Genomic DNA, 26,264 nt, shown 5'->3' on the forward strand with positions numbered 1-26,264 from the left:
AGAGCAAACACTGTGATTTAGAGAATTTTTTAAAAGTCTTAAAAAATTATCGTGGAAAACCGTACCTTCTCGCACTCCATACTGTAATCAATGCAAGCACCAGCAGAAGCCAGCAGTACCCCTGGAAAAGCCTGCACACTAACAAGCTCTACCAAAATACCGCCCACAATTCCACTAACGTTCGCCTGCATTTCCCTTATCGGAATCAACTGCTGAAGTAATCGGATATTGTTCCCCGTCCACTTCAACCGTGCTCCCTCCCTGAATGGAATAGTCTTCATTGAATGTAACCAATACCTTGTAAGGATAGGAAGGCGGCTTCGACCCGGTCTCGCTCTTTGACTGGGTGCCTTTTCCGTCCCCGTTCGAAGCATCCGGCGTCATCGGCTCAAGCAAAAAGTCTTTAAGTTCATGCCGGTTCCCCTCCGGGTCCGTGATGTTGATCGACTCCGGTTCAAATGTCTCCTGCCGTACGACGTCTGTGAATGCAAACAAAAGTTTTAACCCTTTCGCTGTTGAGCCTTCCTCTCTCGCCAGCAAAGTCACTTGTACTGCCGGAACCTCCTGCGGCGAGATCGGCTCCGTTTGCGTTATAGCGACGGTCGACGTATGATTCGTCTGGGCCTTCTGCAAAGAGGTGTCTTCCGGTTCCGGGCTTAACAGACCGGAGGCGAAAACGACCACTGCCGCAACCAGAGCGCCTGTAGCAAGCAATACCAGCAGCGCTCTGCCCTTGCGCAGCTTACGCAGCGTTTGCAGCAGCGGCGGATCGGTTGCCCGTTTCGCCTTATTGTAAAAGGCCAGGTAAGGACCTTGCGCCGGCTCGAAATGGCGCCGCCACAGCGATTTCTTGTGCAGGCCCTCCTTACCTTCCTCCTTGAAGAACACCATCAGGCTCTTCTGATAATCCGGATGGAAGCCTGTACGCGGGTTGCCGAATTCCGTATGCTGCTCGCTCCAGCGGATAAAGCGGCATACGAGCTCAGTGTCCCCTGCCCAGCTCCGCACATCCTTCAGCAGCGCACCGAAATTCAATACCCTGCTTCCTTTCTCCGGCAGCTCAATGTAAGCAGGAAGCAGCCTGGCATAATTTCCGTTTTGCAGCTCGGCTGGCAGCCAGCGCATGGCCCAGCCGCGCACATGCTCCCGTTCCTGCACCGCAAGCTCCATAAGCAATGATGGCTCCGGCTTCTCCGTTGTGAACCAATCATAGGCCGCCACAAATTCGACAGCCAGCGACTGCAGCCTTGGCGGGAGCTGGGCTACCCATGGTCCAAGATCGGGGCGGGTGCAGAAGCCCAATTGCTTCAGTTGGGCTGGCGTGATCTCCTGCAGCTTAACCTCCGTCAGCAGGAAACGCTCCCCCGCTTCAAAGAGCCTGTCCAGCAATGCTTCTTCAGCGGGTGTGCCGAGCCTTTCATGCATCATGTTCAACACACTTTGCTGAAAATGTACCGTTGCTTCGTGCCGCTGCGGCATGGAACGCAGCCGGTCCATGACCGCCGCTTCCGCCCGCTTCTGGAACTCCGGACGATTCAGCAGCTCAGGCTGAACTCTGCCCCAGTCCCGGATCAGGTCAAGCATATCCTGTACGTCCGCAGCCCTCGCAAGCTTCTGTTCAGCATAAGGAAGGAACAGCGCGTTCGTCAAGGCGCTTGTGCTGAGCACCTTATGTAAAAATGCCGCTAGAAGCGCCGGGCTGCTGTCGATAATTTGGCAGATCTGCGCTGTTATGTCCGTTCTTTTGGCGGAATGCAGATTGCTCAATGAGCGAATCAGATACTCGATCAGCTTGTTGCCGAGATACGAGGAATCGGCGTTGTAGTAATCCTTGAAGCACTTGACCACGTCCAGGTCTGGCAACGCTCCTTGTCTGACGGCGTCAAACTCACGGTCGAACGCGGCCAGAAACAGATCATTCAGCCTCATCCGCCGCCGCATTGCTTCCGGGCTGGTCAGGTATGCGTTCAGCCCTTGAAGTACCGACGCTTTAGTCCGTTGATACCACTCATTCTCGCCCCGCTCCATCCGGTAAAAGACGCTCAGCTCATCGTATCCCTGCAAGCTCAGCCCGCGCCCGGTTTCCATTCCGTTCAGCATCTGATCCGCGAACTTGAAGAATGCTTCAGGCGATTCTCCGCTTTTTACATGCTCCCACATCAACTCCAGAAATGGCCTTTCAGCCTCTTCAGCCTCTGCGTTCAGAATTCGTCCCTGCGGAAGGTCAAACACAAATTCCTTCTCAATATTCCGGTCTCCCGGACGCAAGCCGCCCTGAACCACAAACGTCAATTGAATACCTTTCCTGCTGGCAGGCTCCGCGGCATAGGTCAGGAAACCAAGTCTCTTTCTGAATGCGTAAGGCATATAGCCGTACAAAACAAACAGCAGCTTTTGGGCAGCAGCAGAGGTTTCCCCGGCCGGAACATTCAGCGAGACATATACCTTTTTGCGGCCGGACAGCGACATCATGACCGCATACAATAGTCTTTTGAAGGTCTGTTCATCAATATTCAGCTCGGAAAGCACGGATGCCGGGGTGACGGCGGGATATATCTTTTCCGCAGGCAGACGGTCCAGCTCGGGCAGCTCCATTCCCTGTTCGATGTCGTAGGAGTCCGCAAAGGCTGTATTCAGCCACTGCTTGTAATCTGCAGTCCCCTCTCCGTGTCCGGCAGGAATGACATAGTTATGCGTGAAGAATGCGCTTCTCAGGCCCGTAAAATCGGCAGCCTTATATAAGCTGCGCCCCAGCACGATATCTCCGTTCTCTGTCCGTACGAGGTGAACGGCATCCGGATAAGCCTTCTCGTCCTTCTCCCCACGCGAAGTCAGATCTGTCGGCGCATCATACATACACAAAGGATGCAGCACTTTCTTGATCCAGTTGTTCTCCAGCCCCTGCGATTTGGCAATCGTATCAAACCCTTCAGCAGACCGGAAAATGCCCTGCCTTTCACGGGTATACATCTGCTGCTGAATGGGCTTCAAACTGCTCAATGCAATTCTCTCCCCTCAACATACTTCAGTTTGTACAGCAGCCAGATGAAAGGCTCATCCACCCGGATCGGGCTGACCAGCCCCTGCAGCTTCTGATCCACCGGATTGCTGCCAAGCGCGGAAACGGCAAAATAAGCGGTGTCGGAAAAATAGACATCCATCGTGCCTTTGAACGGCCTGTCCACCTTCTCGATGAAACGCCGGATTTCACCGTCAATATTAGCAATCTCGGTCAGATCCAGATAATTGTGGTGCTCCATCGGGTTAAAAATATTGCTGTTGCTCTTGATATAAGTGCCTTCCTCATCGGCAAGCGCCGTCAGCATATCGCTTTTCGTCAGCACCACCGCGGTCGGAATATCCGTTTTCGTTTTGTCCTGATAGGCAATAAAATCACCGAACAGCGTCAGCACAACATCGCGGGGTTCATCGTATTGGGCCACAAATTCCCCGGGCTGACCGCCCAGGTTCAGCTTGATGCGCTCACGAATGGAGCGAATCTGCAGCGGATCGACCATGAACAGAATGCCTGCCGAATTTTTGATATGCTGGCCATGCAGACCGAGATAATCCTGATCCACCATGCCTTCACCAGCCACGTCAAAAAAGACCAAGGTCAGCGGCGCCTTCTCCTCATCCTTGAACACAAACTGGAAAATGAAAGGCTCCTGCATCTTCTCCTTTTGTGTGGACGAGAGCAAATCGCCCCGCTCAAACAGCGGCTCCTCGTACAGGGTGCGGAATTTGCGGCTGATCTCCGCGTTCAGCGGCATGCATGCGGCGCCGAAATGATCGGCGGTATAGTGCTGCAGCGTATGAATCAGCGAGGTCATGTAGACCGACTTGCCCGCCTGCGAAGCCCCGATAATGGAAATGATGTTGCTCGGCACCTTGCCGGCCGTGACCGGCAGCTCATTGTGGCAGTGAGGGCACAGACGGCGCCGGGTCAGCTCCCCGTAGCGGTCCGTCAGACCGATCAGCACATGATCGGAATACATGCGATGCTCCTCCGGCACATCATACGGATGAATCACCGCCTCCATCTCGTACACCTGGTCGAGGCCAAACCGCTCCCGGTATTTATTCAGCAGCTCGTCCTCACCAAGCGCAAAATCCTCATCATCCTCACGATGATGCGCAGCCCGGAAGACTACATCCTCCGGTGAAAATTTGCTGAAGCAATACGGGCAGACGATATCATAGAACAGCGGCCTCGGTTCAGGCTGCGGTTTCTTTTTGAAAAATTGTTGAAAAAAGCCCATACTTCCTCTCCTCTCATTCAGGAATCAGCTCGAACGTGCTCCCATACTTGCGGCCGTCGGTGAAAAAAAGACGCACATACTCGCTGGCACCCACCTCAATGGGTGGCAGCACATTTCTGCCGGCCGCAAACGGTCTGGTGAACGGATATACAGTTCCGTCCTCCTTGTCGAGCGGATACCCGCCCTCCTTCTTCACGTAGCAGAGCGCCTCCTGGGGAACCGGGATTTCGGCGGTGACGGTGATCCGGACCGTCTTGTGGCGGCTGAACAGGCCCTTCTTATGATCCACCGTGTAACGGATTTTCGCTTTGCCTGTACTGATTTCCGCGCTGTTGTGGCCGTCACTCTGCCGGATAAGCAGCATCTGCCCGTCTTCTGTAATGCTGGCGTATACCGTATAGCGAAGACGACCGATGCCTTCAATCCGATCCCGGAAGCTGCCTGCCGCCTTATATTCTTCACGGGTATACAGCTTGAGCCCCCCTGCCGCCGAAGCAGGAGGACCATCCGCCGTCTCTGCGTCCCGCTTTTCAATGTATACCGCCTGCACGCCTTCAGGCCACTGCCAGCGGAGCACTACATGGTTGTCATTCAGCCTGCATGACAGCTCGGATATGGCGGGCATGCCCGGCTGAGCTTCTCTATATTGCATAATTTATGCCCCCGTTTCCGTACCTAAAATCCTTTGCTGCTGCTGTTGCGGCGCGCATGGTCGAATCCTTCCCCGCCTCTGCCCGGGCGGGTCGACACTCCGCGGCCGTTGCCGCCGGATGATCTGCCATGATCGCGAATCGGCAGCACAAAAGAAAAAAGTGCAATAATGCCTGCCAGCAGCAGTGCCGCCAGCAGCCTGACGATGGGGTCCAGCCAGATGGAGCCATGCAGCCCGTTTTCCAGCAGCAATCCAGCCAGCAGCCCCGCCGGGATGCCGCCAATGGCGAAGTTCCGCGCCAAATAACGATTGTCGAACATGAGTCCAAGCGCAAGCCCGATCAATGCTCCGATCATGACCAAAGCCACTGTACGATAGATGGCCAGATAAGTGCTGTCCGCGTACATGCCGGTGCGCTCCGTCAGCAGCGTCCGGTCGCCAAGGCTGTTGTAAATCTCACCGAACACGAGCGAAAGCTGGCCTGCATCCGTTACGTCATAGTAGGTGCCGCCGGTCATCTGCGCAATCGCCTGCAGCAGTCCGACCCCACCGGCATCCGTCACGCTGAGGCCCACCGTATTGACCGCGATATTCCGCTCTGTATAAGGAGCAAGAGCAGTTGCCGTATCCAGATCACTATATCCGTCAGATAACAGGATGACCATGGCGCCATTATTGCTTTCCCCTTGGGCCTGGATTTGGCGCAGCGTCTCACTCAAGGCCAGATCGAAATTGGTCCCCGCATCCGTGCCTGGAATGTGGTCCAGCTTGTCATAGACAGCCTGCTTTTCGGCTTCCGTACCTACTGGTGTGAACGGCTGCAGCACCTCGGCCTCGTCACCGAACAGGACGACGGACACACGTTTGTCCCCGTTCATTTGGGCGATCATGCTTTTGGCGGCGGTGATGCGGTCATTGTTCGGATCGTTTTGTGCCATACTGCCCGAGTTGTCGATGACGAGAACCAGATCGTTCACCTTTTTGGCTCCCGCAGGATTGATTTGATACCCCAACTCCAGCAATGAACCTGCCGCAAAAAGCAGAACGAGCGTGGCAGGCACCAGCAACTTCCACGACAGCCCTGCATAGCGCTGCTTCCAGGACATCCCGTTCAGCTTCGGACTAATCAGCTCGGCGATCAGACAGAACAATCCGATACAGAACGCCATAACTCCGAAATAAACGCCGATGACCAGCCAATGCGGCCACTCGTCAAGAAAACGCAGCAGCAGGATTTCACCGATCAGAAACCCTGCCGCTCCCCCGATCAGACTGAACAGCAGCATAAGAAGATTTATTTTTCTCTGCATCATAACCCCTAACCCCTTTTCAATTAGTGAGTGTTCAAAAAGTCGTGATCAAAAGATGACTTTTGAACTACCTCTATTAGATCCGGCTTCGTACTTGCTCACCGCAGTTCAGGCAGCCGCCCCGCAGCGATCCCGTGCAGCTCGTATCCATTCGCGGAGTACGTCTCGTAATACGTCTTTCCGTTCCTGTACACCATCAAATCCTCCATATGAAAACCGCCCATCAACTGCAGCTTTTCTACCCCACTGCTGCGCTTTTCATGCACGAAGCCTGTCTTGTAGAGGCGGGATGAGTCATCCGCGCCCAGGGCGTAAGGCAGAAATTCACCTTCATAATCACCGAAAAAATACCTTTCTTCGTATCTGTGCTCATGCGTGTAGTCCAGCAGCCTCACATTGATTACCGCATTCTCTTCAAGCGTGCGGTACAAGCGCTTAAACAGCTCATCCTGAGGCACAATTTGACGATTGTCGTAATCCGAGGCAACGTTGGCGCGCCGCAGCAGTTCTTCCTCGAACGTCTGCTTGAACGGCTCCGCGCCCAGGATCAGGCTGTGGCAGGTCAGGATGAGTCTGTCCACCAGCCCATCCGTTCCGCTGCCCAGCAGCTCAGCGGGCGAACCCATAAACCGCTCCTCGAAAAGCACCTGCTTGCCCCGCTTATTCTCTATCTCTTTCATGATTTCTGCGGCCACATGTTCATAATACTCGAACAGATTCTGGCCCGTATATTGATCTGCCAGGCGGATGCTGTCTTCGGCAGCCGTCCGCAGCTCCAGCTTCACCTGCTCCAGCTGCGCAGCCAGCGCTTTCGTCTGCTTGTGCAGCCGCTCCAGTGCAGCCTCGCAGCGGCGGAGGGCCTCAAGCTCTGTGTGCAGCCGCAGCATATGCAGTTTGTGGCTATAGACCGTCTCCGTCAAGTAACGGATCAGATTCCGCGTGTTGTGCTTATCCATCAGCGGCAACCGCTGAAAAGGCTGATCCTCGGCGGAGGCGGCATACAGAGCTTCCAGCTCCGCACTGCTGACGGCGAGATCATTCGCCGTATCGCGGACCAGATTCCTCACCGCGCCGAGCACACTGCCCGCAGCCTGCTCATCCGTCCATTCCAGCAGCTCGTAAATGCCCGCCTCCGCGCCTGCCACGGAAAGAGACGTTCGGCTGCGCAGCCACGCTTCTGCATCGAAGGAACGAAGCCGCTCAGCAGCAGCCTCCTCGAAATTTTGCCTGAAGAACTTACGGCAGCCCTCGCCAAACAGCGCTTCCTCCGCTTCCTGCAGCGTCATTCTCTTCAAGGCCGCGTACCCGATGCCGGAAGTCATAAGACCCATCATATCCCTGATCGCTGACGGCTCCGGCACAAGGCTGTTCAGCAGTTCCGCCCGGTCCGGGGCGTCGAGGCCGAAATAGGTCAGCTTATCGCGGCTGCTCCAGTCCCGGCCGCTCTTCATTCGCTCCAGCAGCTGTGTGTAGAAATGATACAGCACCGTCAGCGCAATGGATTCATTGGGCCTTTTCACCCGCGCAAAACCTGCCGATACATATCCGGCCCGGCCTGAGTCGGTCATGATGTTGTTCTTGAACGATGTATTGTTGTACCCGCCATCCTGCGGCCTGTATTCTTCCGCTACCCTACTGCGGTTCTTGAGGAGCTGGATATGGCAAATCATTTCGCAGTTCTGGCGCAGCTCATCAGGAACGATCATACCCCGTTCATTTTTGTCCGAAAGCAGGTAGACCAGATCGAACAGCGGAGCCGGTGCATGCTGCACCTGAATCGCGAGCCGCTCCTCCGTCATGTGTAAGGGAGCGGAGAACGTGAACCCGGGACTCTGCAGCCATTCCAGCTCACGCAGGAACGCCACGTTGATGGCGCTGCTGTAACCGAACTGTTCTTCAGGACTCTCCTTCACCAGAACATATAAATCCGTTTGCACCGACTTGAAGGATTGGCCCAAAATATAATCCGCCAGCAGCGTGACTTCGGCCACCACGGCGTTCAGCGGATCATCAGCGCAGGTGATGACGGACAGGTGCACCCTCTCAAAGGACGAATACAGCTTCCCGTATTCCGCCAGTTGCCGGCTGGCCTGCCGCAGCAGGGCATTCAGCCGTACAAGCTGTTCTTCATTGTCGTAAAAGGCCCGGTATAATCCGCTTCTCCTCGCTTTGTCATCCAGTCCGTCAAACGGTGGAATCAAATGCCCGAGCACCCCGCCAGATGTATGTAGAGCTTCAGCCTGGGCAGCCACATGGATATAGGCAACCCCCGCGCTGTTATCCCATTTGCGGCTGTTGATTTCCATTACCGTTTGCAGCGCCGGGCCGCACCGGTCCCCGATAAAGAGAAACACAGCGGGGTAATGGATGCTGCTGCGCCCATCCCCACTACCGATCAGTTGCTCTTCCGCACGGGCGTAAGTCTCTGCAAACTGGTTCAGCTTCTCTCTCATGGCCTACTTCAGCCTTCTGCGGATATCGTTAAGCTTGCCCGCCATTTCTTTATAGAAGGCATACAGCTCCTCACCGTTCGCAAGCTCTACCCGCTCATACTGCAGTTGGTCGCGCCCTTCTGTAAATGCAGCGGCCAATTCGTCGAGCTTAGCCAAGAGAGGCGTGATATCCTCTGAAGATGTCATTTCAGCATCGCGGCGTGAAGCTTTGCGCAACAGTACAGCACGGTGCTTCTCATCCAGTGCGCGGAAATTGCTGAACACTTCATACTCCACATAGCTGCGGCTTTTCAGTACATTGGCGAACGGCTCCCAGGCATCCTCCTCCGGATCGCGGTCATACACATACAGCGCTCCTTTTTTGGTTATGGTGCCCGTATACAGCGCTTCAATGAACTGGTCCAGCCACTTCTCCTCGTCCTGGAATTTGTCCAGCACGGCGCCCAGTTCCGCCACTTTCGCCTGGATGCTTTCGCGCTTCGCCAATTCATCGCGCACAACACGTGACAACTCAGGGGAACGAATCAGATTCTCCTGTGCCAGCTCTTCGTTGATACTGCCAAAGATATCCTTCACATACTCGGTCTCCAGCCCTTCGGACAGCAGCCTTTTCAGAGAATCAAAGGCACGCTTCACTTCGCCAAGGTTCGGTTTCGCTTCCTGAAGGCGCATATCATAAGGGGCAAGCATGGCGTTCAGGTCCAATGGGCGTGTCTTCGCCACTTCATAACGGTTGCTTGTGTTCTTGTCGTCCCCTTTCAGGCGGATGATGCCTGCCGCCGATGCGCGGGCAAATTCCCCACGCACGCGTGCATTGTACTGTTGAACACGCGGATTAACGTAAACATCTCCCCAGGACTTTTCCGGAATGGGCGACGGCAAGAACGTCCAGTTGTTGCGGGCCGTCTGCACGAGATGGCGTCCGATGCCTTCGCGGTCGAGAATCGTTTTTTCGTAGCTTTCTTCATACACCTTGAGCGGCGTGTACACGAACAGCGGCACCCCGTTGCGCGTATTCAGCCAGAAAATGCGGTTTTTGACCTCGCTCTCCTTGATCGTAAAATGGGACTTGCCGACCGCATTATTCTGATAGTTGCGAATTCCCTTCAGAATGCCCGGCGCCTGCACCGGAACGGATACAAAACCCCAGGAAGGGAAGTACAGATTGCCGGAACTGTTGCTCAGATGGAAGACCGGAACGGCATCGTCATCGAGACGGCTGGCAATATGGCGTTCCACAAACTTCTCCACCGCTTCGTCCTGGCCGTATTTCATCATCAGGAAGTCTTCCATGGAGCGGGTGATCAGATCGCCGAATTTTTCGGTCAAAAAGTCGGAAATGGAGCTGACAATGTCGATTTCCTGTTCCTTGACCCATTGATTGGAGTGTGTGAGCAGCTCCTGGGTGAAATCGCGGATCAGATCGTCCCCGTCGCGCTTCTCCATCATTTTGGAAACCACGGCCGCAATATCCGGCACGCTGACCAAATTCCAGTAGTAGGTTTTGTTGCCCCGATGATCGGTCTGCTCTTCCCCGTTAATGAGGATGTCACCGTTCTTGGAGAAGATTGCGCTCAGGGCGTTCAGAATCTCGGAATATACATTATAAATGCGGCTGTTCTCCTGATTCAGCAGATCGTACAAATCCTCGTAAAATTCAATCAGCTGCTCCGTGCGCTCCACATCGGCGCGCAGCCAATATTCATTGATTTTAGCTTCAATATAAGCGTTTTTCTTCTTATCCTTGGAGACAAAGGCGCTTTTGGCGTCGCCCATTTTGTCATCAGCCTGCTCGCGCGCGGTTTCGATATCGCGCGGAATCCGGTGCAGGCTCTCGCGCAGCGTCTCAATGTAAGACAGCAGCATTTTCAGCAGACAGAAGCCTTTCTCCGTATAAATAAGGCGGGATACATAAAACGGTCCTTGCTCCGGATGCAGGAACATGCGGCGGATCTGATCCGTGAACTGACCCACAATTTCGCCGGGCAGCTGCTTCTTCGCCTTGATGTATTCCTCGCGTGCCCGGGTCAGGAAATTTTGCTCCAGCTCGGTGTCCATGTTGACGACCTGCATTTTAATGACATTGCTGTAGCTGAGCCGCTCGCTATTCTCATAACCCGGCAGCGGCTCGGGAACGCGGGATTCAAAGTTTTTGATCATGCTGTCGAGATCCACGCCCAGCTTGCGCGCAAATTTCTCCACTTCCTCCTGGCCGGGGGCCTTCTCGAACATTTTCTCCATCTTGCCGAACAGACGGTAAGCGAGATATGTCGTCATTTCCTCCACCGGCAGCACGGCGGACGAGGCGCCGATGATGTTGTACTCATAGTTGGCCGGATATGCCCGGTTCATCTGCGCAATGTTGGTGCGGATATTGCTGATATAGTCATGGATGGCGAACTCTTCGCCTGACTGTTTTTCCTCGCTGGCCATGAAGTTCGTAATATTTTCCGCCGTCACGTTCATGCAGTAATCATAGGCGTTCTCCAGCAGCTTGCCCTCTGTGTTCGTAGCCGAAATCAGGTGACAAAGATTAAACGGTGGCAGCGGGGAATTCACCGTCAAAATGTTCCCGTACTGCTGCCTGAAACGTTCACCACGGCTATCCACATTCATCCAGTAGTCCAACTCTTTCAGTGCGGCGTATCCGTTCTTCTTGATATACTCGCGGGTATGCTCACTCAGGCTCTTATTCGCCAGATTGACATCCGGCGTGAACAAGTAACCAAGGGTGTTCACCCGGTCGATGCCTGCGGAGCCATAATCCCGTTCGATAATGCCCCTTACGATGTATGAAATGTCCAGGAATGTGCCGCTGCCCGTCCCTCCGGACAGACCGGAAAGCAGAAACACCATCAGCTTTTTGTTCGTGCCGACAGACAGTGTTTTGATCTTCTTGTCGATGCTCTGCACCACCTGGTTAATCTTGGTGAACAGCAGCAGTCGTCCGGCCTGACGCACACCGGCAGCACCGTTCATGCCGTCGGTAATGCTCAGCTCTGGCGACAGCCACTCCGTTATGTACGGCTCGAGAATGCTGCGGTTCTGCAGCAGACCGCCGATCTCTGCATTGGACAGCAGCACGAATTCATTAATCGGATCAAGTCCGATGCCCTTGTACTTTTTGTTCCGGTCCTGCTCATTCGTTTCAAAGGCGAGAAATTCAACATTATCCGGCTTGTCGAACTTTTTCTTGGATACCGGATCCTCCGGCAGCTTGAAGCGGCGGTTGATCTGGTATTTCAGGCGCAGCAGGGCATCAATGCCCGTGCCGCCCAGACCGATGATCAAAATCGGATTATCGATCGTGTCCACCCTGATCTTCTCGCTGACGATACCGCCGCCGAGCGATACGTCCAGCTGCTGGATATGCTCTCTCACTACTGGTTTCATCTTCTCTACCCCCTGGATATATTTGTGGAATAAATGCTTGGATCAATTATTTTAATAAATATGGGTTTATTAGCTGTTGACCGACAAATACTCAAGCAATATCGTTTTGCCTGCGCTGCCGAGGGGAATCGTCAGTCTGTCGCCGTTCTTCAGCTCAATTCCACGCGATGCATCGATGGCTCTGCCGGATTTCTCCACCGTCAAATCGCCCGTGCTGCGCACCGTCAGACGGTCGCCGCTGACTGGAGCAAATACAATTTTCTCCGTCCCGGTAAATTCGGGAGCCAGCTGCAGCAGCTGGTGCAGGTTGAATTTGCCGTGGAAGCCGTTCAGCTTCTTGTACTGTGGGTACGATTTCTCGCCCGTATTTTCATCCCTTACCTCAACGACCATTTGTCCCACAAAACCTCTAGTTGCTTTCTTGAAATACTTCCAGATGAAAAAGGCCGCAGCTAACAGGATAAGAACAATAATTCCCATCAGGACCGCCGGAAGCCATAACCCCGCTTTGCTATTACCCGCTTCGGCCGATGCAGACGAGCTGCCAGATGCCGCTGCCCGGATGGTCAACGGATCGGTTTCACGGAAGAAGCTTGCGTCCTCTGCCCTTACTTTTAATTCATAATTGTGATCCTCCGGAATTTTGAAGGTGCCGCTGAAGGAACCGTTCTGATTGTCCAGCTCCATTTTGTCCATCTTGCCTGTATCCAGATCCGTAATGTTCAGCACCGCGCTCATGCCTTCATAGAGCGAGCTGTCCTGCAGCTGCTGCTCTCCGCTTGTCAGGTAGGCATTGATGTTGATGCTATCGCCCTTCCCGTAGTCCTGATCGGGAATCTGATTCATAGAAATGCCCAGATCGTAGTTAAATACTAGATTGATATCGATCTTGTCCTGGCTGACACCCTTAACCTGCAGCTTCCAATCCCCGGCCTGCGGCTTCAGCATCTTGATGAGCGAGTAGCTTTTAGACTTCGAGAGCAAAATATCATTTGCAGGAATTTGTCGTGTCTTGCCCTTGGGATCTACGAGCCGCGCATCGACAGGCTTCGAGGACATGATGGAAATATTGGCTTCCAGCACATTTTCATTCGGTACGTTCACGGTTACGTCCTGGTACTGCCCGTTCCCGGTCATGGACTGCAGGGGAACAACATTCAGATCCAGATTGCTGGCGAAAATCTCGCTCAATATCCCTGGCAGATCGTCCGCGTTGCTGGTGATGAAGGACTTGCCGCCCGTCTCTTTGGCGATGCTCGCCAGCGACTCTTTGTTGAGCTTGCCGTCGGCATTCAGGCCGATCGTATAGATCGGGATACCGTTCTTCTTCGCCTCCGCAACTGCCTGCTGCATATCCTGCTGTGAATCCGCATCGGTGCGTCCTGTTTGTTCATTCAAATCGTTGTTGCCGTCAGCCAGCATCACAATCATGGGCGCATGTCCGGCTTCCGCCCCGTCCTGCAGCAGATTTACCGCTTCCTTGATCCCGACGGAGGTATCCGTATATGCGCCGCGGTTCAAACCGTCAATAAATTCCTTTAGCCCGGTCTTGTCTTCCTGGGATTTTACAGTCAGCAAAGCCTTCTCCCGCTGGATGACATCCGTATAGGCTACAATTCCCACTTTATTGTCCTGTTGGGACAGCATGTCTATGAACATTTTCATCGCTTCATTGCCGATTTTGTCGGGATCGCTCGTATTCATGGAATTGCTGACATCAACCGCAAGCACCGCATCCACCTGTGAAGCGGAGCTTGCCGCGTTAGCCTTCAAAGGCAGCATTCCTGCTACAGCTGCCGCGAGCATCAGCAGCGACAATATTCTGCATGTTATATGCCTGAATCGACTTCTCATCTCTGTACCCCTTTACCCATAGTTCTATAGTTGTACTATGCTTCTCTTAAATTTTGATGAAATGAAAATGAAAATTAGCTGAAAAGTACCCTCCCTCTGTCGGACAGCCTTCTGCAAACATGCCGGCATTTTACCATTAAACAGCAGCAATGATATAATTATAGCGCAATCCATGCCGCAAATTATGAAAAAACTGACACCATTTCACGTTGGAAAGGAATGCATATGATCTCTTACGGATGTCTTGCCGTTTTGTTTCTTTTTGTCATGATCAAGCTGCTAAACTACTATTTTCATAGAAAAAAGGCGCATTCGCTCGAACAAATCGACACCGAGCTGCTGACCGCTTTGAACCGCAGGAGTGAGCGCCCATGAAGACTCAGAAGCAGCCTGTCCACTTCCGGCCGTTCGTCAGAACACGTTACGCCTTGCAAAAGCTGCGCATTTGCACACACTGCGGCAGCTTCACCGCTTTATGGGAGGATCAATGCCCATCCTGCGGAAGAAGCACACTCATCTCCGTACAGGAGATGGCGAACCGCAAAACCTTCCGCTATTTCGGTAAAGATCTGTTCATCGGCCTTGTGATCGCCAGCGCGGCCATTTATTTCAGCACCTCGACAGAGCAGACGCTGTTCGTAGCGGCAGGCTCTCTGGCGCTGCTGTTACTTCTCTGGGCAGTGCAGCGCGGGATCAAGCCTTTTGAGCAGAGACGGCAGCTGCGGCGGCTGTTCAAATACCGTTTCGAGGATCTTGAAGAAGGCTTGACCCGCAACCGTGCCGAAGCGGTTGCCCACAGGCAAACCGATGAGCTGCTGTGCTACGAAATGCTGCGCGAGGTCGGCGTATTGCTCAGGGATGACCGGATGAAGCTGCAGCAGATCGCACTGCTGCAATCCTTTGTTTTGCGGTCTGATATGGATCTGATCCTGGACGGTCTGCTGCTGAAGAGCTTTGAGCCGCTGCTAGCCGAATATATTGGCGAGATCGCCAAAATCAAGCGGGAGTTGATCAAGGAGAAAACGCTCCGCTACGTCACCTTCTACGAGAACCGGATCCTGGACATGCCCGGCGGTGAACACATCCTGATCTACGTTGCCGGTGCTGCCGTCCGCTTGAAGAAATATGTAGTGGCACATGCCAAATTTATTTACAGATATGCCCGCAAGCTGCCTGAAGACCGCTTTCTGCGGCTGCACAAAATTGTTACGACCAACCCGTACGAGCCATTTGGCGATCTTGCCGATGAAGTAAAAGACATTTACCGTCTGCGTTATGAGCACGGGAACGGGATCTATTGAACGAAGGCCTGCGGCCTTCTATCTCTAGACGTATCGGGAAAGCTTTTCCCCTGCAAATAAAATCAAATTTTTTCAAAAAATCAGAACGAAAAAACCGTTACAAGCTGTTTTATGAGCATGTAACGGTTTTTTTATAAACTGAGACTATCCTCGTTCCCCATCGGTATGGATTTCCACCGTCCTGGTTGCGGCGTTCCAGTTGATCTGCAAGCCGAACGCCTCAGCAGCGACTCTGAGCGGGATATAAACTGTGTTCTTGATATTTAATGGCTGCACTGCCGATTGCTTGCCATCAATCCATAAGCTGATTTGCCCGTCCGCTCTTTTCACTGTTGCGGCTGAACTTGTGCGAATAAGAACACTTCTGGTTGTTTCGTCCCACTGCAAATCCTGCTCAACCAGCTTGGCAGCAACTCTGACCGGAAGATAAGTCATATTTTTGTGAACCACCGGTTGAGCTGATGGTTCGGTAAGCACTGATCCATCTAATGAAATCGACACAGGACGCACAGGTGAAATGGTTACTTGTTGGAAGGATGTCATACTTGAAAAATTCACTGCCACGGTAACGCTCCCCGAAGGAATTGGTTTCATCGTTCCGTCAACCGCCTTGCCGTAGGCCGGAAGTGTAAACTCGAAATCATACCGTCCGAATCGGAGTTCATCCTGATGGATCAATAAGGATCCCCGGCTTGGATAGTATAAGCCATCTACTGATTCCAGGGACGAGAACTCTCCCCCTGTCGGCGCCAGAAAAACATAAATGGGTTCGGCTTCACTTGCTCCGTCACTGCCTTTCACATGCACCTTTTCATCAATCTTCATTTTTTCCGGGCTTATGGACGTGCTTTCTCCTGTAACGAGCAGGCTTTGCAGCAGATCGTGGATCTCCTGATTTTCAAGGATTTTGTACACTTCTCCGTAAGCCATGCCCACACGCTTTGTACCCTCTGGATAAAGTACCACTGATTGGCCGTTCTTCAATTCCACCAGCATATCTGTGTCGAAAAAGGATTCAAAGGGATCCAATTCCTCTTTTACTACTGCTGTCTTGCCTTTGCTCCACACGGTACTCATGATCTGGCTGACTTTAGTCAATTTTTCACGGTCCTCCGGTCTTGCCGCAAACAATGGCTGGTACATAACATCCGCATGACTTGCACTCGTTCTTAGCAGATTGCCGGTTTGGAACATGCTCGTATCCACAGCCGCAGCTGCAGCATAAGCTCTTTCACCGGACGATAACGGAGAAATCAAACCGGTTAACAATACTCCAGCCATCAGAATTAGCTTTTTTAACATGATTGCCCTCTTCCTTCCGTTTTAACATGTCAATAAGACTGCCCTTCACAATGCTTTAAACGATATGAAATGGTAAAAGTTTCTTTGCTTCAACCTTTAAATTACATGTATGAAAGCGCTGAACAATTTGGCGTAATAGAGTTGCTTGTTATTGAAAATAGATGAACTCAACAGAGAAGATATTTTAAAAATAAAATAGGTATTGCCTAAAACGTGGTTTAGGCAATATAATTTGCGTAGAGGCAAAAGTATTTGGCCGGTGCATTTTTTTAAAATAAAATTTTCCCTAAGGAAACATCTATGCTTAAGGTGAAAATAATAGAAATCAGATTCAGATCATCAAAGGTGGGATAAACTATGAATGAAAATGTCGCTGTACAACAGCAGTCTTCTGCCAATCATGCAACAGTTCAATCTGCACATGCTGCTTTAAGCGGCAAAACTCAGGGATTAAAAAGATTATTGCCGTTCCTCGGACCAGCCTTTATTGCGGCCATTGCTTACATTGATCCGGGAAACTTCGCAACCAATATCGCAGGAGGTTCGAAGTACGGTTACCTGCTCCTGTGGGTCGTGCTGCTTTCCAATTTGATGGCGATTTTAATTCAATCCATGTCAGCCAAATTAGGGATTGCAACCGGAAAAAATCTGCCTGAGGTCGCTCGTGAGCGGTTTTCGAAGCCAGTTTCATTCGGACTCTGGATTCAGGCTGAACTGGTCGTCATGGCTACGGATCTCGCTGAGTTTATCGGTGCATCTTTAGGCTTGTATTTACTGTTCGGTATTCCCATGCTTCCTGCTGCATTAATTGCTGCTGTCGGCTCTTTTGCCATTCTGGAGCTGCAGCGGCGGGGATTCCGTTCGCTTGAGGCGGGCATCACCGGCATGCTGTTCATCGTTGTGCTGGGCTTCGTTGCTCAAATCTTTTTTGCCAAACCTGAAATTGCGCCAATCCTGCAAGGATTCTTTGTCCCCCAATTCCAGGGGGTAGACAGTATCCTGCTTGCGGCTGGTATTCTGGGTGCAACTGTAATGCCGCACGCGATCTATCTGCACTCCGCACTGACACAGCGCAGAATCGTGGGCAAAACGGAAGCGGATCGGCGCAAAATCTTCCGTTTTGAGTTTATCGATATCCTGATCGCTATGTTCATTGCCGGAGCCATCAATGCCAGCATGCTGATTGTATCTGCCGCATTGTTCTTCAAAAATGGATTAAATGTTGAAGATCTTGATGTGGCATTTCAGGGGTTCCATAATTTAGTTGGTCCTGTTTCGGCCATACTTTTTGGGGTCAGTCTGCTTGCTTCCGGTTTATCCAGTTCATCGGTAGGTACCATGTCCGGCGACGTTATTATGCAAGGTTTTATTCAGAGACGTATTCCTTTGTATCTCAGACGCTTCATTACGATGATCCCGCCGCTTGTCATCATCGCGTTTGGCGTCAATCCAACCTATGCTCTGGTTATGAGCCAGGTCGTGCTGTCATTCGGGATTGCGTTTGCATTAATTCCTTTGATTATGTTTACAAGCAATCGTCAATTGATGGGCAGCCTGGTTAACCGACGCATCACAACCATTCTTGGCTGGTGTGTGGCCGTATTGATCATCGCATTAAACTTGTTTTTACTGTATCAGACGTTCTTCGGTTGATGTAGATATACAAACGTTCGAGCATCAAGACACCTTGCATTAAGGGGCTATCCCATTAAGTCATCTTCAATGACTTATGGGGTGGCCCCTTAATTTTGGCAATAAATCGTCCATCTTGATTGGGCAGTTCATCAAACTGCTGCAGATGCGCTTCATGCATCCGTAAGATCTCCAACGGTAAGACACGTAACTTTCATCCCATGTCCCCGCCGTAGGGCAAGGTGACTCATGTGGACTTCAATCTCGTGAAGAATTGAGGTAAGAACTTTGTTTTCTTTTATAACTGCTTAATGCTAACAAAATCGTTAATCCACCAAGCGAACAAAACGCAAATAGCAGGAAAACCTTACTATATCCCGAATGTAATACTAATCCAATTAACCCGTTGCTTAATGTTCCTGTGACCATTAAAATGCTGAAAAACATTGACGTAGAGAAGGCCGTCTTTCCTTCGAACAAGCTCTGGATATAGATCATTACACTTATAAACAATATTACCGTATGAAAAGCACCTAGTATTTGCAAAGCAAAAAGAACGTAAATATTAGTCGATATCGATAGTAAAGCAAAATATAAGATTTCTGAGATAATCCCAATATAAAGCGTTCTTTCCGTCCCTATCTTATCAACCATCTTCCCTACAATAATAAAAAAAGGGATTTCAAACACAACAGAAAACCCAAGCAATGCACCTATAACCCATGTCTCGTAACGTTCGTTTACATACAAAGTTAACAAAGGGTTGATTGATTGAATCCCAGCATATATTAATACTGTAAAAATAATTACCCCGACAGTTAAATAAACGCTTCTAATTCTAATCGATTCCTTTTTCTTATTCTTTATTACTTCTTTTTTTGGAGTAATTTTTGTGCTATCATGTATTAGGTAGCGAATTAGTAACAAAAGTAATAAATAGCACATAGCGTATAAAATAAAAAAAGTTCTATAAGACATAATTGAGATTAGCATCGTTCCAACCCAAGGGCCGAGTATAAAGCCAACAGAAATAGCTCCTCTGATTATTGAATTTATTATCCCTGAGTGGTTTTCATCACCATTAGCTTTTATTTTATCATCTAAAATAGCAAAGGTTATTCCACTAGCTGAGAGTTGAGTTATCCAACTAGCGATAATAATAACAGTTATATAGGGGAAAAAGGCGTACAATACATTTCTTATTATAGATAAACACATAGATAATTCAAAAAAAAGCTTGCGCTTACCCAGTTTATCAGAAAGAGAACCGACGAAAGTATTAATAACAGCGTTACCCAATCCAATAACGGACAATAAATAGAACACATGAGAAACAGACACATGCACTTCATTCATTACCCAAAGCGGAAAAACCGGAACAATGATAGCAGATAGTAATCCTTGCAGTACATTTATTAGACTTAAGTAAACATAGTCCTTATTACTAAAAATGATAGAAAAAGATTTCTTCTTTGATATATAAGTTTCCATTTGCTCCTCACCAACCCCCTCAAACTTATTCAACATTTAAATCTAATCCTATGAGGTTAAATATGAACATACATCAATCATTTGATAACAATAAGATATGGGAACCTCTCTATCGTGAATATGTCTCCGCATATCCATGGGAAATTGATTTATTTTACAGCAAGCCTGTGCGAAGATTGAAACATTTACACCATTTTGGATCGGCCGCGCTGTTTAGCCCGATTGTTCACTCCAGGTACGAGCACACCTTAGGTGTCTGGGCGCTGACTGCGAAGCTAATGCCTGATCATCCAGAGTTAAGGATCGCCTCGATCTTACATGACGTTGGACATTTACCGTTCTCTCATGCAGTCGAAGAAAGCTTACAACTAAGTCATCATAATTTAACCGAAGAGTTAATTTTCGGTAAAATAATAGGTACTATTTTGAGGAAATATGGATTTGATCCTGGTACTATAATAGATTTACTTAATAGAAATAGCGCACTTACCAGTAAAACAAATTATTTAGGGCTAGATCATTTAGATAGCTTCATGCGCGATACATTTAATGCCGGGAAATATAATATCACCCCCTCAGAACTGCTATCCCAAATCGAAATTAAGAATAACTATGTAAACACAAACATGGAATCCGCAATGCACTTGGTTGATTTAATATTTGCTGAACACGAAATCATGTTTAACCCCATTTTCCTTGCCATGGACAAGATACTATCACTAGCCCTTGGCGCTATGATTCGTGAAACGAGTTTCTCGAAAACATCATTTCAATCCATGGTTGATTATGAAGTCTTATATTTATTGAACCATACTTCTTCATCTGAAGTTCAAAAGTATGTATATTTATTAAATCATCCACAACTTATCCAGATAGACACACAAAGACTTGATTGTTCAATAGAAATAGAAGCACGTAAAACCTACAAAAAAGAACCTCTCGTAGACGGGCGTTCATTTCTGGAAATAAATGAAATTGCTAAAAGAAAATTTGAAGATATAGATCGCATTACAACCCGTTTTTTCATAACAATATAAAATGATCCCCTGAAAAAGGGGATCAAGCTTTTTATACCCTCTCTCCTAAATAGTTCGTGTTCCACCTTCTTTCAATAATAAACTCATACAGCCCATCGTTAAAAGAGAGATCTTTCGGAAGATCAGAAAACAGTTTTACTTCTTCCGTTTCAAATCCCCCAGTTAATTCTTCCCGCTTATCTACTTGTGCCGTAGTGATAATGGTGATTTCTCCATGAGGAAGAATGTAATATCCCTCATACTTAATGTCTTTTATATTTGACCCTGATTCTTCCCTAGCCTCTCTAATGGCCGTTTCAGCAAATGTTTCATTTAATTCACGTGTTCCACCAGGAAATTCCCATCCTCTATTTTTGTTTTTTACAAGAAGCCACTTCTGATCCTGTCTCAACACGACCAAAACTGAGTGGAATTCCTTCGGTTCTATTTCATCGAAATAGACTTTAATGCCATCTACGTTAAAATACATAAGGTTCGACTCCTTCTCTTTCCACTAATTTTTTGTTTGTCATGAGGGTTTACGGGCAAAAGCATATAGGTACCAACCGAATTTTTTATTGATTTTGATGGCCTGCCCTGTCCAGTTACGCGTTCTTGCAAATGTAAGAACGTCAACAAAACCGCAATTTTTTAACAATCTGGACAATTGAGAAGGGGTCATCTCTTTTTGATAACCATAAGGCCATTTCCCAAACATTTGCTTGACAATTCGATCGATGGGACCGATTGAAAAAGCATTCGGGATAACGATGATTGACCATCCTCCAGGTTGTAAAACTCTATAATTCTCCCTGAGGTCAATTGAAGGATCATCTGAATGCTCTAGTACACCAAAATTTAATGAGTAATCAAAGAAATTGTCTGGATAATTCGTTTCTTGAGCCGTCCCAAACGAATACGTACTGTTTGCATTCCACTTTTGAGCCATTCCTTGTGCGGATTTTACAGCAGTCATCGAAGAATCAATACCATGTGACTCAAGACCAAATAGCTTGCTCAAAATAAGGCAAACTTGACCTGCCCCACAGCCTACATCGAGAATTTTTTTGCCCGGAATAAAAGGAACAAATTTATTTATTATCGATATTTTCTCCATTCCTCTGAAAAAACGATAATCACCCTGAGCATAAGGCAAATCATTTTTCCAAACGCCATCCCATGAAGCAATTGAAGCTGACCGGTTCATAATTTAGTCTCCTCTCGTGAACTTTTGTCCCACGGATTACCTTGGGAAAAGTCATATTTCTCTCTGATTTTATTTAACATTTCTTCTTTCCTTTTATCTCTTTTATAAATAGCATTTTTGTAAATTTCAATAATTTGTTTAGTCAAATTATTCCAAGTATATTTATTAGTTGAATTTATTGCACCTTGTTTTAGGTGATCATAACCTTCAGGATCAGTAGCTATCTTAATCATCTCATCTGCTAGTGTTACATGATCCCTAGGCCGCACTAACAACCCATTTTCGTTATGCATTATAGCCTCAGGTATTCCCCCGACTGTTGTGCCTATTATCGGAATACCAGCTGCAAACGCTTCCAAAATAACGGTACCAAGACCTTCACTATGAGATGGTAATACTAACACATCTGAAGCTGATAAATACTTAATCACTTCATAGTGAGGAATCTCTCCGATCAGATGTACATTTTCTTTCAAATCATGCTGACTGATAAACTCATCAATTTCTTGACTCATCTGCCCCCTTCCTACAATAATGAGCCGACAATTTGGTTGCTGCTTTACCGTTTCTTTGAACGCTAAGAGCAGTTCCCGTAAACCCTTTTCGACCGATAAACGGCCCACAAAAACGAATGTAAACTCGGATTCTAATTTTAACTTTTTTCGTATTTCTTCTGCCTCCTTAGTTACTATCTCAAAACTAGTCCCATCTGGAATTATTTCGATAGATGCATCATTTATGGAAATATGTGTGCCTTCGAAAATTTCAGTAAACTCTGACGCAAGAGCTTTTGATACTGAAATAATGGTAGATGGTAAAGTTAATCCAACTAATGAGGAGTAATACTGGAAGTCACGCATTAAAAAAGATTGAATCTCATAACCATGCAATGTAACTACATAAGGAACATCGTTTATAACCTTGTTAATTGCAGAAGCAAGCATTGCACATGGATAGTGAGCATGAACTATATCAATCTCATACTTATAGGTAACTTCTAAGAGCATATTTATAAGTAGTCGAGCACTTGAGTTTCCATCCAGTATATTTGCTGGCAGTGGCCCAGCAGAATGATGAACCACATTACCTAGATCAAGGCATTTGTTTACTTCACCTAACGAAATCACGTGTACTTCATGCCCCTCATCTGCCAAACACTTCGCCATAGAACTAACATGAATGCTGGTGCCACCGATTGATTTTAACTGCTCAAGAATGATACCTATTTTCATGAAAATTTCACCTTCCTAGATTATCTATATAAGTTCCATGAAAGAATTCACGGAAACGTTACAGCAAACTGGCTTCTACTCTGTGATTCATAATGATCCGATGTGGAAACTCCTAACTTGAACTTATATAGACTGGAATTAAAATTCAACAAAAACAATGATTAAATTAAATTCTTTTGCGATTTCCTTTAAACGCTCGATGCCTACCAACCTATACGAGTCATCTGTAAACTTTTTAATGTTACCATAAAGAAACACTATCTGCTTTGAAATTCTCTGCATTTCTAATAAAATATCTTTTAATAGTCTTTCGCCTAGCACAAGAACAAAATCAGACATTATAACGAGTTCAAAATACTTATTTTCAAAAAATGTATCACACCCTAATAGATAATGAATGGAACGATCCTTGTATTCTTCATTAAATCTTTTAAATACCGTTTTGTTATGAACAAAAATATGTGTAGTATACAACAAACTAGTAATCGGGATATCATCAAATCCTAGCAAAAGCGAATGGCCGGGATTAACCGAGAGACATTCTGATACTTTTCCTAACACTGATGCTGGATAAACTGACTGAAAGGCATTGGAAATGACGAATGTATTTAACTTTGCTAAGATATGGTTATAGTAGAGGCCGTTATACAGATAAAATAACTCAGTTTCAAGAGTATAAAATTTTTGATGCATCTGCTTCCTATTACTGATGCTCTTCTTTTTAGCTTCTTGTTTAGCCGTTGGATGGGGTATATGAAACCCAAAGGCTTGTCTTTCTGCCATAAATATTGCATCTTTCAAATACAATCGATAACTAAAATCTTGATCTTCTACACCCCAACCAAAATAGGATTCATCGTATCCTCCGATCTCCGTTGCCAGTTGTCTTGAAACCGTTACCATCGCGCCCCATGCTAAAGTCCACGGAGCAGGTAATTTGCCCAGATCATCACCAACTGCATCAAATATCGATTCTCTGACATCTACCCATGATTGACTTTTCTTCCATGTGCGAGTATGTTCCTGAAGGTTATAGGGGGTTAATGTTTCTATGTAATCAATAATGTTTTCCTTTGAATCTTCGAGTATTAATCCGTATACGTTATGTACCAACACTAATTTATTGAGATTTCCATTTTTATATATATTCATAATCTTTTCCGAAAAATCAGCTGGCACTAAAATACCAGAATCCATAAAACAGATAATGTCTCCTGATGCGATGTTTAACCCAGCATTCCGAGCGCGTGATAAATTCGAACCACTATCACGAGGCAAATATACGTGGATTAAATTCTTTATACTTTTTTGAACGTCTAAAATATACTCAGCCGTTCTATCTGTTGATCCATCATCTACAATTATTACCTCTAGCTCGAAATCTTCAGATTTTATTACTTGTTCGGATAAAAACAACAGTCCTTTTAGCAACAAATGATCACGATTATAAGTAGGTATCACTATAGACAATTTCATCGAATGTTTCCTCCCATCTTCATGTAGTATGCCAATTTTCTAATTTTGATAAGCAATAATTTTTCACTTTTATTTACAACCCAGTACTGGAGACCAACTTTAGAGGAGAAAAGAAAGTCGAGTGTGCTGGCACTCAGCCGAGTCGAGCGGCGTTCTTAGCCAATCCCGTTATTCACTTTGTTACGCACCGAAACAAGGTTCCTAGTTAAATCAAATTGAGTTCTGGTTTAGTATCATAGTCCGTCGCTTGTTGAAACGAAACAGCTTCAAGACCACCTTGGATCTGCAAAAGCAAATCTTTCAATTTATCGCCTACTTCAATGAAACCATGGCCAAGCCCTTCAAGTGGACATATAAGGGTAAAACTCTCTGTATCTAGATGTTAGATTTTTCCGAGAAACAGCACTAGTGATGGATTGCCATGAACTCGAACCCTAGACCGCCTGATTAAGAAGCCAGATGCTCTGCTCTACCAACTGAGCTAACAACCCATGTTCTCCATAACTTCTTATGACTTCACTTCTTTACTTACAAAAATCAAATAAGCTTTAATTGCAAAACGACTCAGCTTTATGATAGCCATTATATGATAAATGAACACTAAAATAAAGGTATTATGCCAAAAAATCCAAAAAAATAATTTCAAGCCAAGTTTGACATAAGAATGTTCCAGTTGTAGGCGTAGCAAGGATTTGCGACCCTTGGGCAACCCATTTTTGTCCCCACAACGAGGGTTTCCAAGGTTTTCGCGAGTAGGATACCGGTCAAACGCTCTTGTTCTTCCATCATTTTGTGATCATGATGGAGTTCGTTGAATGACCTTTAAAACCGACAAGTTTCAACTGATAGAATTAATTTGTTTTCTCTGGCGAATCCAATACAACCAGCTTTCCGAAGCATCATCTCCATCGTGTTTCTTAGCAAGTAAGCCAGAACGCATACACTCACATAAGCTTTCACTCGTTCAGGACGAGTGAGGTGGATAAGCCGTAAAGAAAGTTGGTATTTCATTTCCCGAAACGCTTCCTCCACCTTGTTTTTCTCATGGTACTTTGGAATGACTTGTGCTGCTGGAATAGTAGAATCATTCGTTATAAAGCAGGTTATCCCATCCAACTTTCTCAGTTCCTATTCTTTGGCTTGATCCGAGGCTAGCCGACAATTGGAAAGATTGGACGATGTGGGTGCTCCCATCCTGACCCTCAGCCCGGTTAAAGGGTAATTTATAATGGCAAAGGTTTCATCAAAGAATATTATTTTGCCTAGACAAAAAGAAGATACAATTACTATTGATGCTGCTTCACCTCAGGCAACAGCATTACCATGCGGTACACGCAAACCACCTGGGAGTTACACATATGGATCGCATGATAATGAAAACAATATTACCGGAACATCGAGGGGCAAGGTTTTAGGGACAGGAAGAGAAACAAACTTCACGGACACGTATGGGGAAAACGGCTCTTCGCTATTTGTTGTGGAATGCTAGATAATAGAGCTCTATTGATAGCTTGTTAGATTCACAGTCATTTTCAAAGGTTTGTCCAAGAACAAATCTAAAATCGGACAAGGGAACCAGATCGGCTCGAATTCTGAATTGTTCTCCATCTAATGCATAATTCTCCTTGTATGGGGGTAACCTGTGTAGTGGACAAGGGAATCAGGTTGGCGAGATGAGCGGGT

General features: G+C 47.7%; 19 protein-coding genes. 5 read left to right on the forward strand and 14 right to left on the reverse strand.

From position 1 onward, the window contains the following. Window positions 1-174: 174 nt before the first annotated feature. From ACE5LO_RS02440 to ACE5LO_RS02470, 7 genes are all read right to left on the reverse strand, one after another. Entirely contained in the window at window positions 175-3,000 is a 2,826-nt protein-coding gene (locus tag ACE5LO_RS02440) for a GAP1-N2 domain-containing protein (protein ID WP_375518485.1), read from the reverse strand. Continuing rightward, window positions 2,997-4,262: a TRAFAC clade GTPase domain-containing protein gene (locus tag ACE5LO_RS02445; RefSeq protein ID WP_375518486.1), complete on the reverse strand. Its 1,266-nt coding sequence runs from the start codon at window positions 4,260-4,262 to the stop codon at window positions 2,997-2,999. Before ACE5LO_RS02445 ends, ACE5LO_RS02440 begins: the two co-directional genes overlap by 4 nt. 13 nt (window positions 4,263-4,275) lie before the next feature. Beyond that, window positions 4,276-4,914, reverse strand: coding sequence for a beta-mannanase (locus ACE5LO_RS02450; protein WP_375518487.1), 639 nt, complete (start codon window positions 4,912-4,914; stop codon window positions 4,276-4,278). 23 nt (window positions 4,915-4,937) lie between these two features. Beyond that, complete coding sequence (locus tag ACE5LO_RS02455) at window positions 4,938-6,227, reverse strand: vWA domain-containing protein (RefSeq protein WP_375518488.1); 1,290 nt, start codon at window positions 6,225-6,227, stop codon at window positions 4,938-4,940. Window positions 6,228-6,322: 95 nt separating this feature from the next. Next, entirely contained in the window at window positions 6,323-8,677 is a 2,355-nt protein-coding gene (locus ACE5LO_RS02460; RefSeq protein ID WP_375518489.1) for a transcription initiation factor TFIID, read from the reverse strand. Window positions 8,678-8,680: 3 nt separating this feature from the next. After that, on the reverse strand, window positions 8,681-12,070 hold the full coding sequence (locus ACE5LO_RS02465) for a tubulin-like doman-containing protein (RefSeq protein ID WP_375518490.1): 3,390 nt from the start codon (window positions 12,068-12,070) through the stop codon (window positions 8,681-8,683). 69 nt (window positions 12,071-12,139) lie between these two features. Then, window positions 12,140-13,924 (reverse strand): vWA domain-containing protein, encoded by a 1,785-nt coding sequence (locus ACE5LO_RS02470; protein WP_375518491.1) that lies wholly within the window; start codon window positions 13,922-13,924, stop codon window positions 12,140-12,142. Between the two features lie 225 nt (window positions 13,925-14,149). On the opposite strand from ACE5LO_RS02470, the gene ACE5LO_RS02475 reads away from it, so the two are divergent. After that, window positions 14,150-14,299, forward strand: coding sequence for a hypothetical protein (locus ACE5LO_RS02475; protein WP_375518492.1), 150 nt, complete (start codon window positions 14,150-14,152; stop codon window positions 14,297-14,299). Next, on the forward strand, window positions 14,296-15,225 hold the full coding sequence (locus tag ACE5LO_RS02480) for a hypothetical protein (protein ID WP_375518493.1): 930 nt from the start codon (window positions 14,296-14,298) through the stop codon (window positions 15,223-15,225). The genes ACE5LO_RS02475 and ACE5LO_RS02480 overlap by 4 nt, the downstream gene beginning before the upstream one ends. Before the next feature lie 144 nt (window positions 15,226-15,369). Here the strand turns inward: ACE5LO_RS02480 and ACE5LO_RS02485 are convergent, their stop codons facing one another. Beyond that, the gene (locus tag ACE5LO_RS02485) at window positions 15,370-16,527 is read right to left on the reverse strand and encodes a copper amine oxidase N-terminal domain-containing protein (protein ID WP_375518494.1); all 1,158 of its coding nucleotides are present in this window, start codon (window positions 16,525-16,527) and stop codon (window positions 15,370-15,372) included. Between the two features lie 357 nt (window positions 16,528-16,884). Between ACE5LO_RS02485 and ACE5LO_RS02490 the strand changes: the two genes are divergently transcribed. Next, complete coding sequence (locus ACE5LO_RS02490; RefSeq protein ID WP_375518495.1) at window positions 16,885-18,180, forward strand: Nramp family divalent metal transporter; 1,296 nt, start codon at window positions 16,885-16,887, stop codon at window positions 18,178-18,180. Between the two features lie 237 nt (window positions 18,181-18,417). Here ACE5LO_RS02490 and ACE5LO_RS02495 read toward each other — a convergent pair whose 3' ends face one another. Beyond that, window positions 18,418-19,686: an MFS transporter gene (locus ACE5LO_RS02495; protein ID WP_375518496.1), complete on the reverse strand. Its 1,269-nt coding sequence runs from the start codon at window positions 19,684-19,686 to the stop codon at window positions 18,418-18,420. A gap of 26 nt (window positions 19,687-19,712) precedes the next feature. Here ACE5LO_RS02495 and ACE5LO_RS02500 point away from each other — a divergent pair, with 26 nt between their 5' ends. Beyond that, complete coding sequence (locus ACE5LO_RS02500) at window positions 19,713-20,687, forward strand: HD domain-containing protein (RefSeq protein WP_375518497.1); 975 nt, start codon at window positions 19,713-19,715, stop codon at window positions 20,685-20,687. 31 nt (window positions 20,688-20,718) lie between these two features. Here the strand turns inward: ACE5LO_RS02500 and ACE5LO_RS02505 are convergent, their stop codons facing one another. The 5 genes from ACE5LO_RS02505 to ACE5LO_RS02525 all read right to left on the reverse strand — a co-directional run bounded on the left by ACE5LO_RS02505 (window position 20,719) and on the right by ACE5LO_RS02525 (window position 25,697). Then, window positions 20,719-21,156 (reverse strand): NUDIX domain-containing protein, encoded by a 438-nt coding sequence (locus tag ACE5LO_RS02505; RefSeq protein WP_375518498.1) that lies wholly within the window; start codon window positions 21,154-21,156, stop codon window positions 20,719-20,721. Window positions 21,157-21,195: 39 nt separating this feature from the next. Beyond that, window positions 21,196-21,873, reverse strand: coding sequence for a class I SAM-dependent methyltransferase (locus ACE5LO_RS02510; protein WP_375518499.1), 678 nt, complete (start codon window positions 21,871-21,873; stop codon window positions 21,196-21,198). Then, entirely contained in the window at window positions 21,870-23,105 is a 1,236-nt protein-coding gene (locus ACE5LO_RS02515) for a glycosyltransferase family 4 protein (RefSeq protein WP_375518500.1), read from the reverse strand. Before ACE5LO_RS02515 ends, ACE5LO_RS02510 begins: the two co-directional genes overlap by 4 nt. A gap of 138 nt (window positions 23,106-23,243) precedes the next feature. Further along, window positions 23,244-24,581, reverse strand: coding sequence for a glycosyltransferase family 2 protein (locus ACE5LO_RS02520; RefSeq protein ID WP_375518501.1), 1,338 nt, complete (start codon window positions 24,579-24,581; stop codon window positions 23,244-23,246). Window positions 24,582-25,403: 822 nt separating this feature from the next. Then, entirely contained in the window at window positions 25,404-25,697 is a 294-nt protein-coding gene (locus ACE5LO_RS02525; protein WP_375518502.1) for a transposase, read from the reverse strand. A 112-nt stretch (window positions 25,698-25,809) separates the two neighbouring features. Between ACE5LO_RS02525 and ACE5LO_RS02530 the strand changes: the two genes are divergently transcribed. Next, window positions 25,810-26,070 carry a hypothetical protein gene (locus ACE5LO_RS02530; RefSeq protein WP_375518503.1) on the forward strand — a complete coding sequence of 87 codons (261 nt, stop codon included), beginning with the start codon at window positions 25,810-25,812 and terminating at the stop codon, window positions 26,068-26,070. Window positions 26,071-26,264 lie beyond the last annotated feature (194 nt).

The organism is Paenibacillus medicaginis (assembly GCF_042138635.1).
GTDB lineage: Bacteria > Bacillota > Bacilli > Paenibacillales > Paenibacillaceae > Paenibacillus > Paenibacillus medicaginis.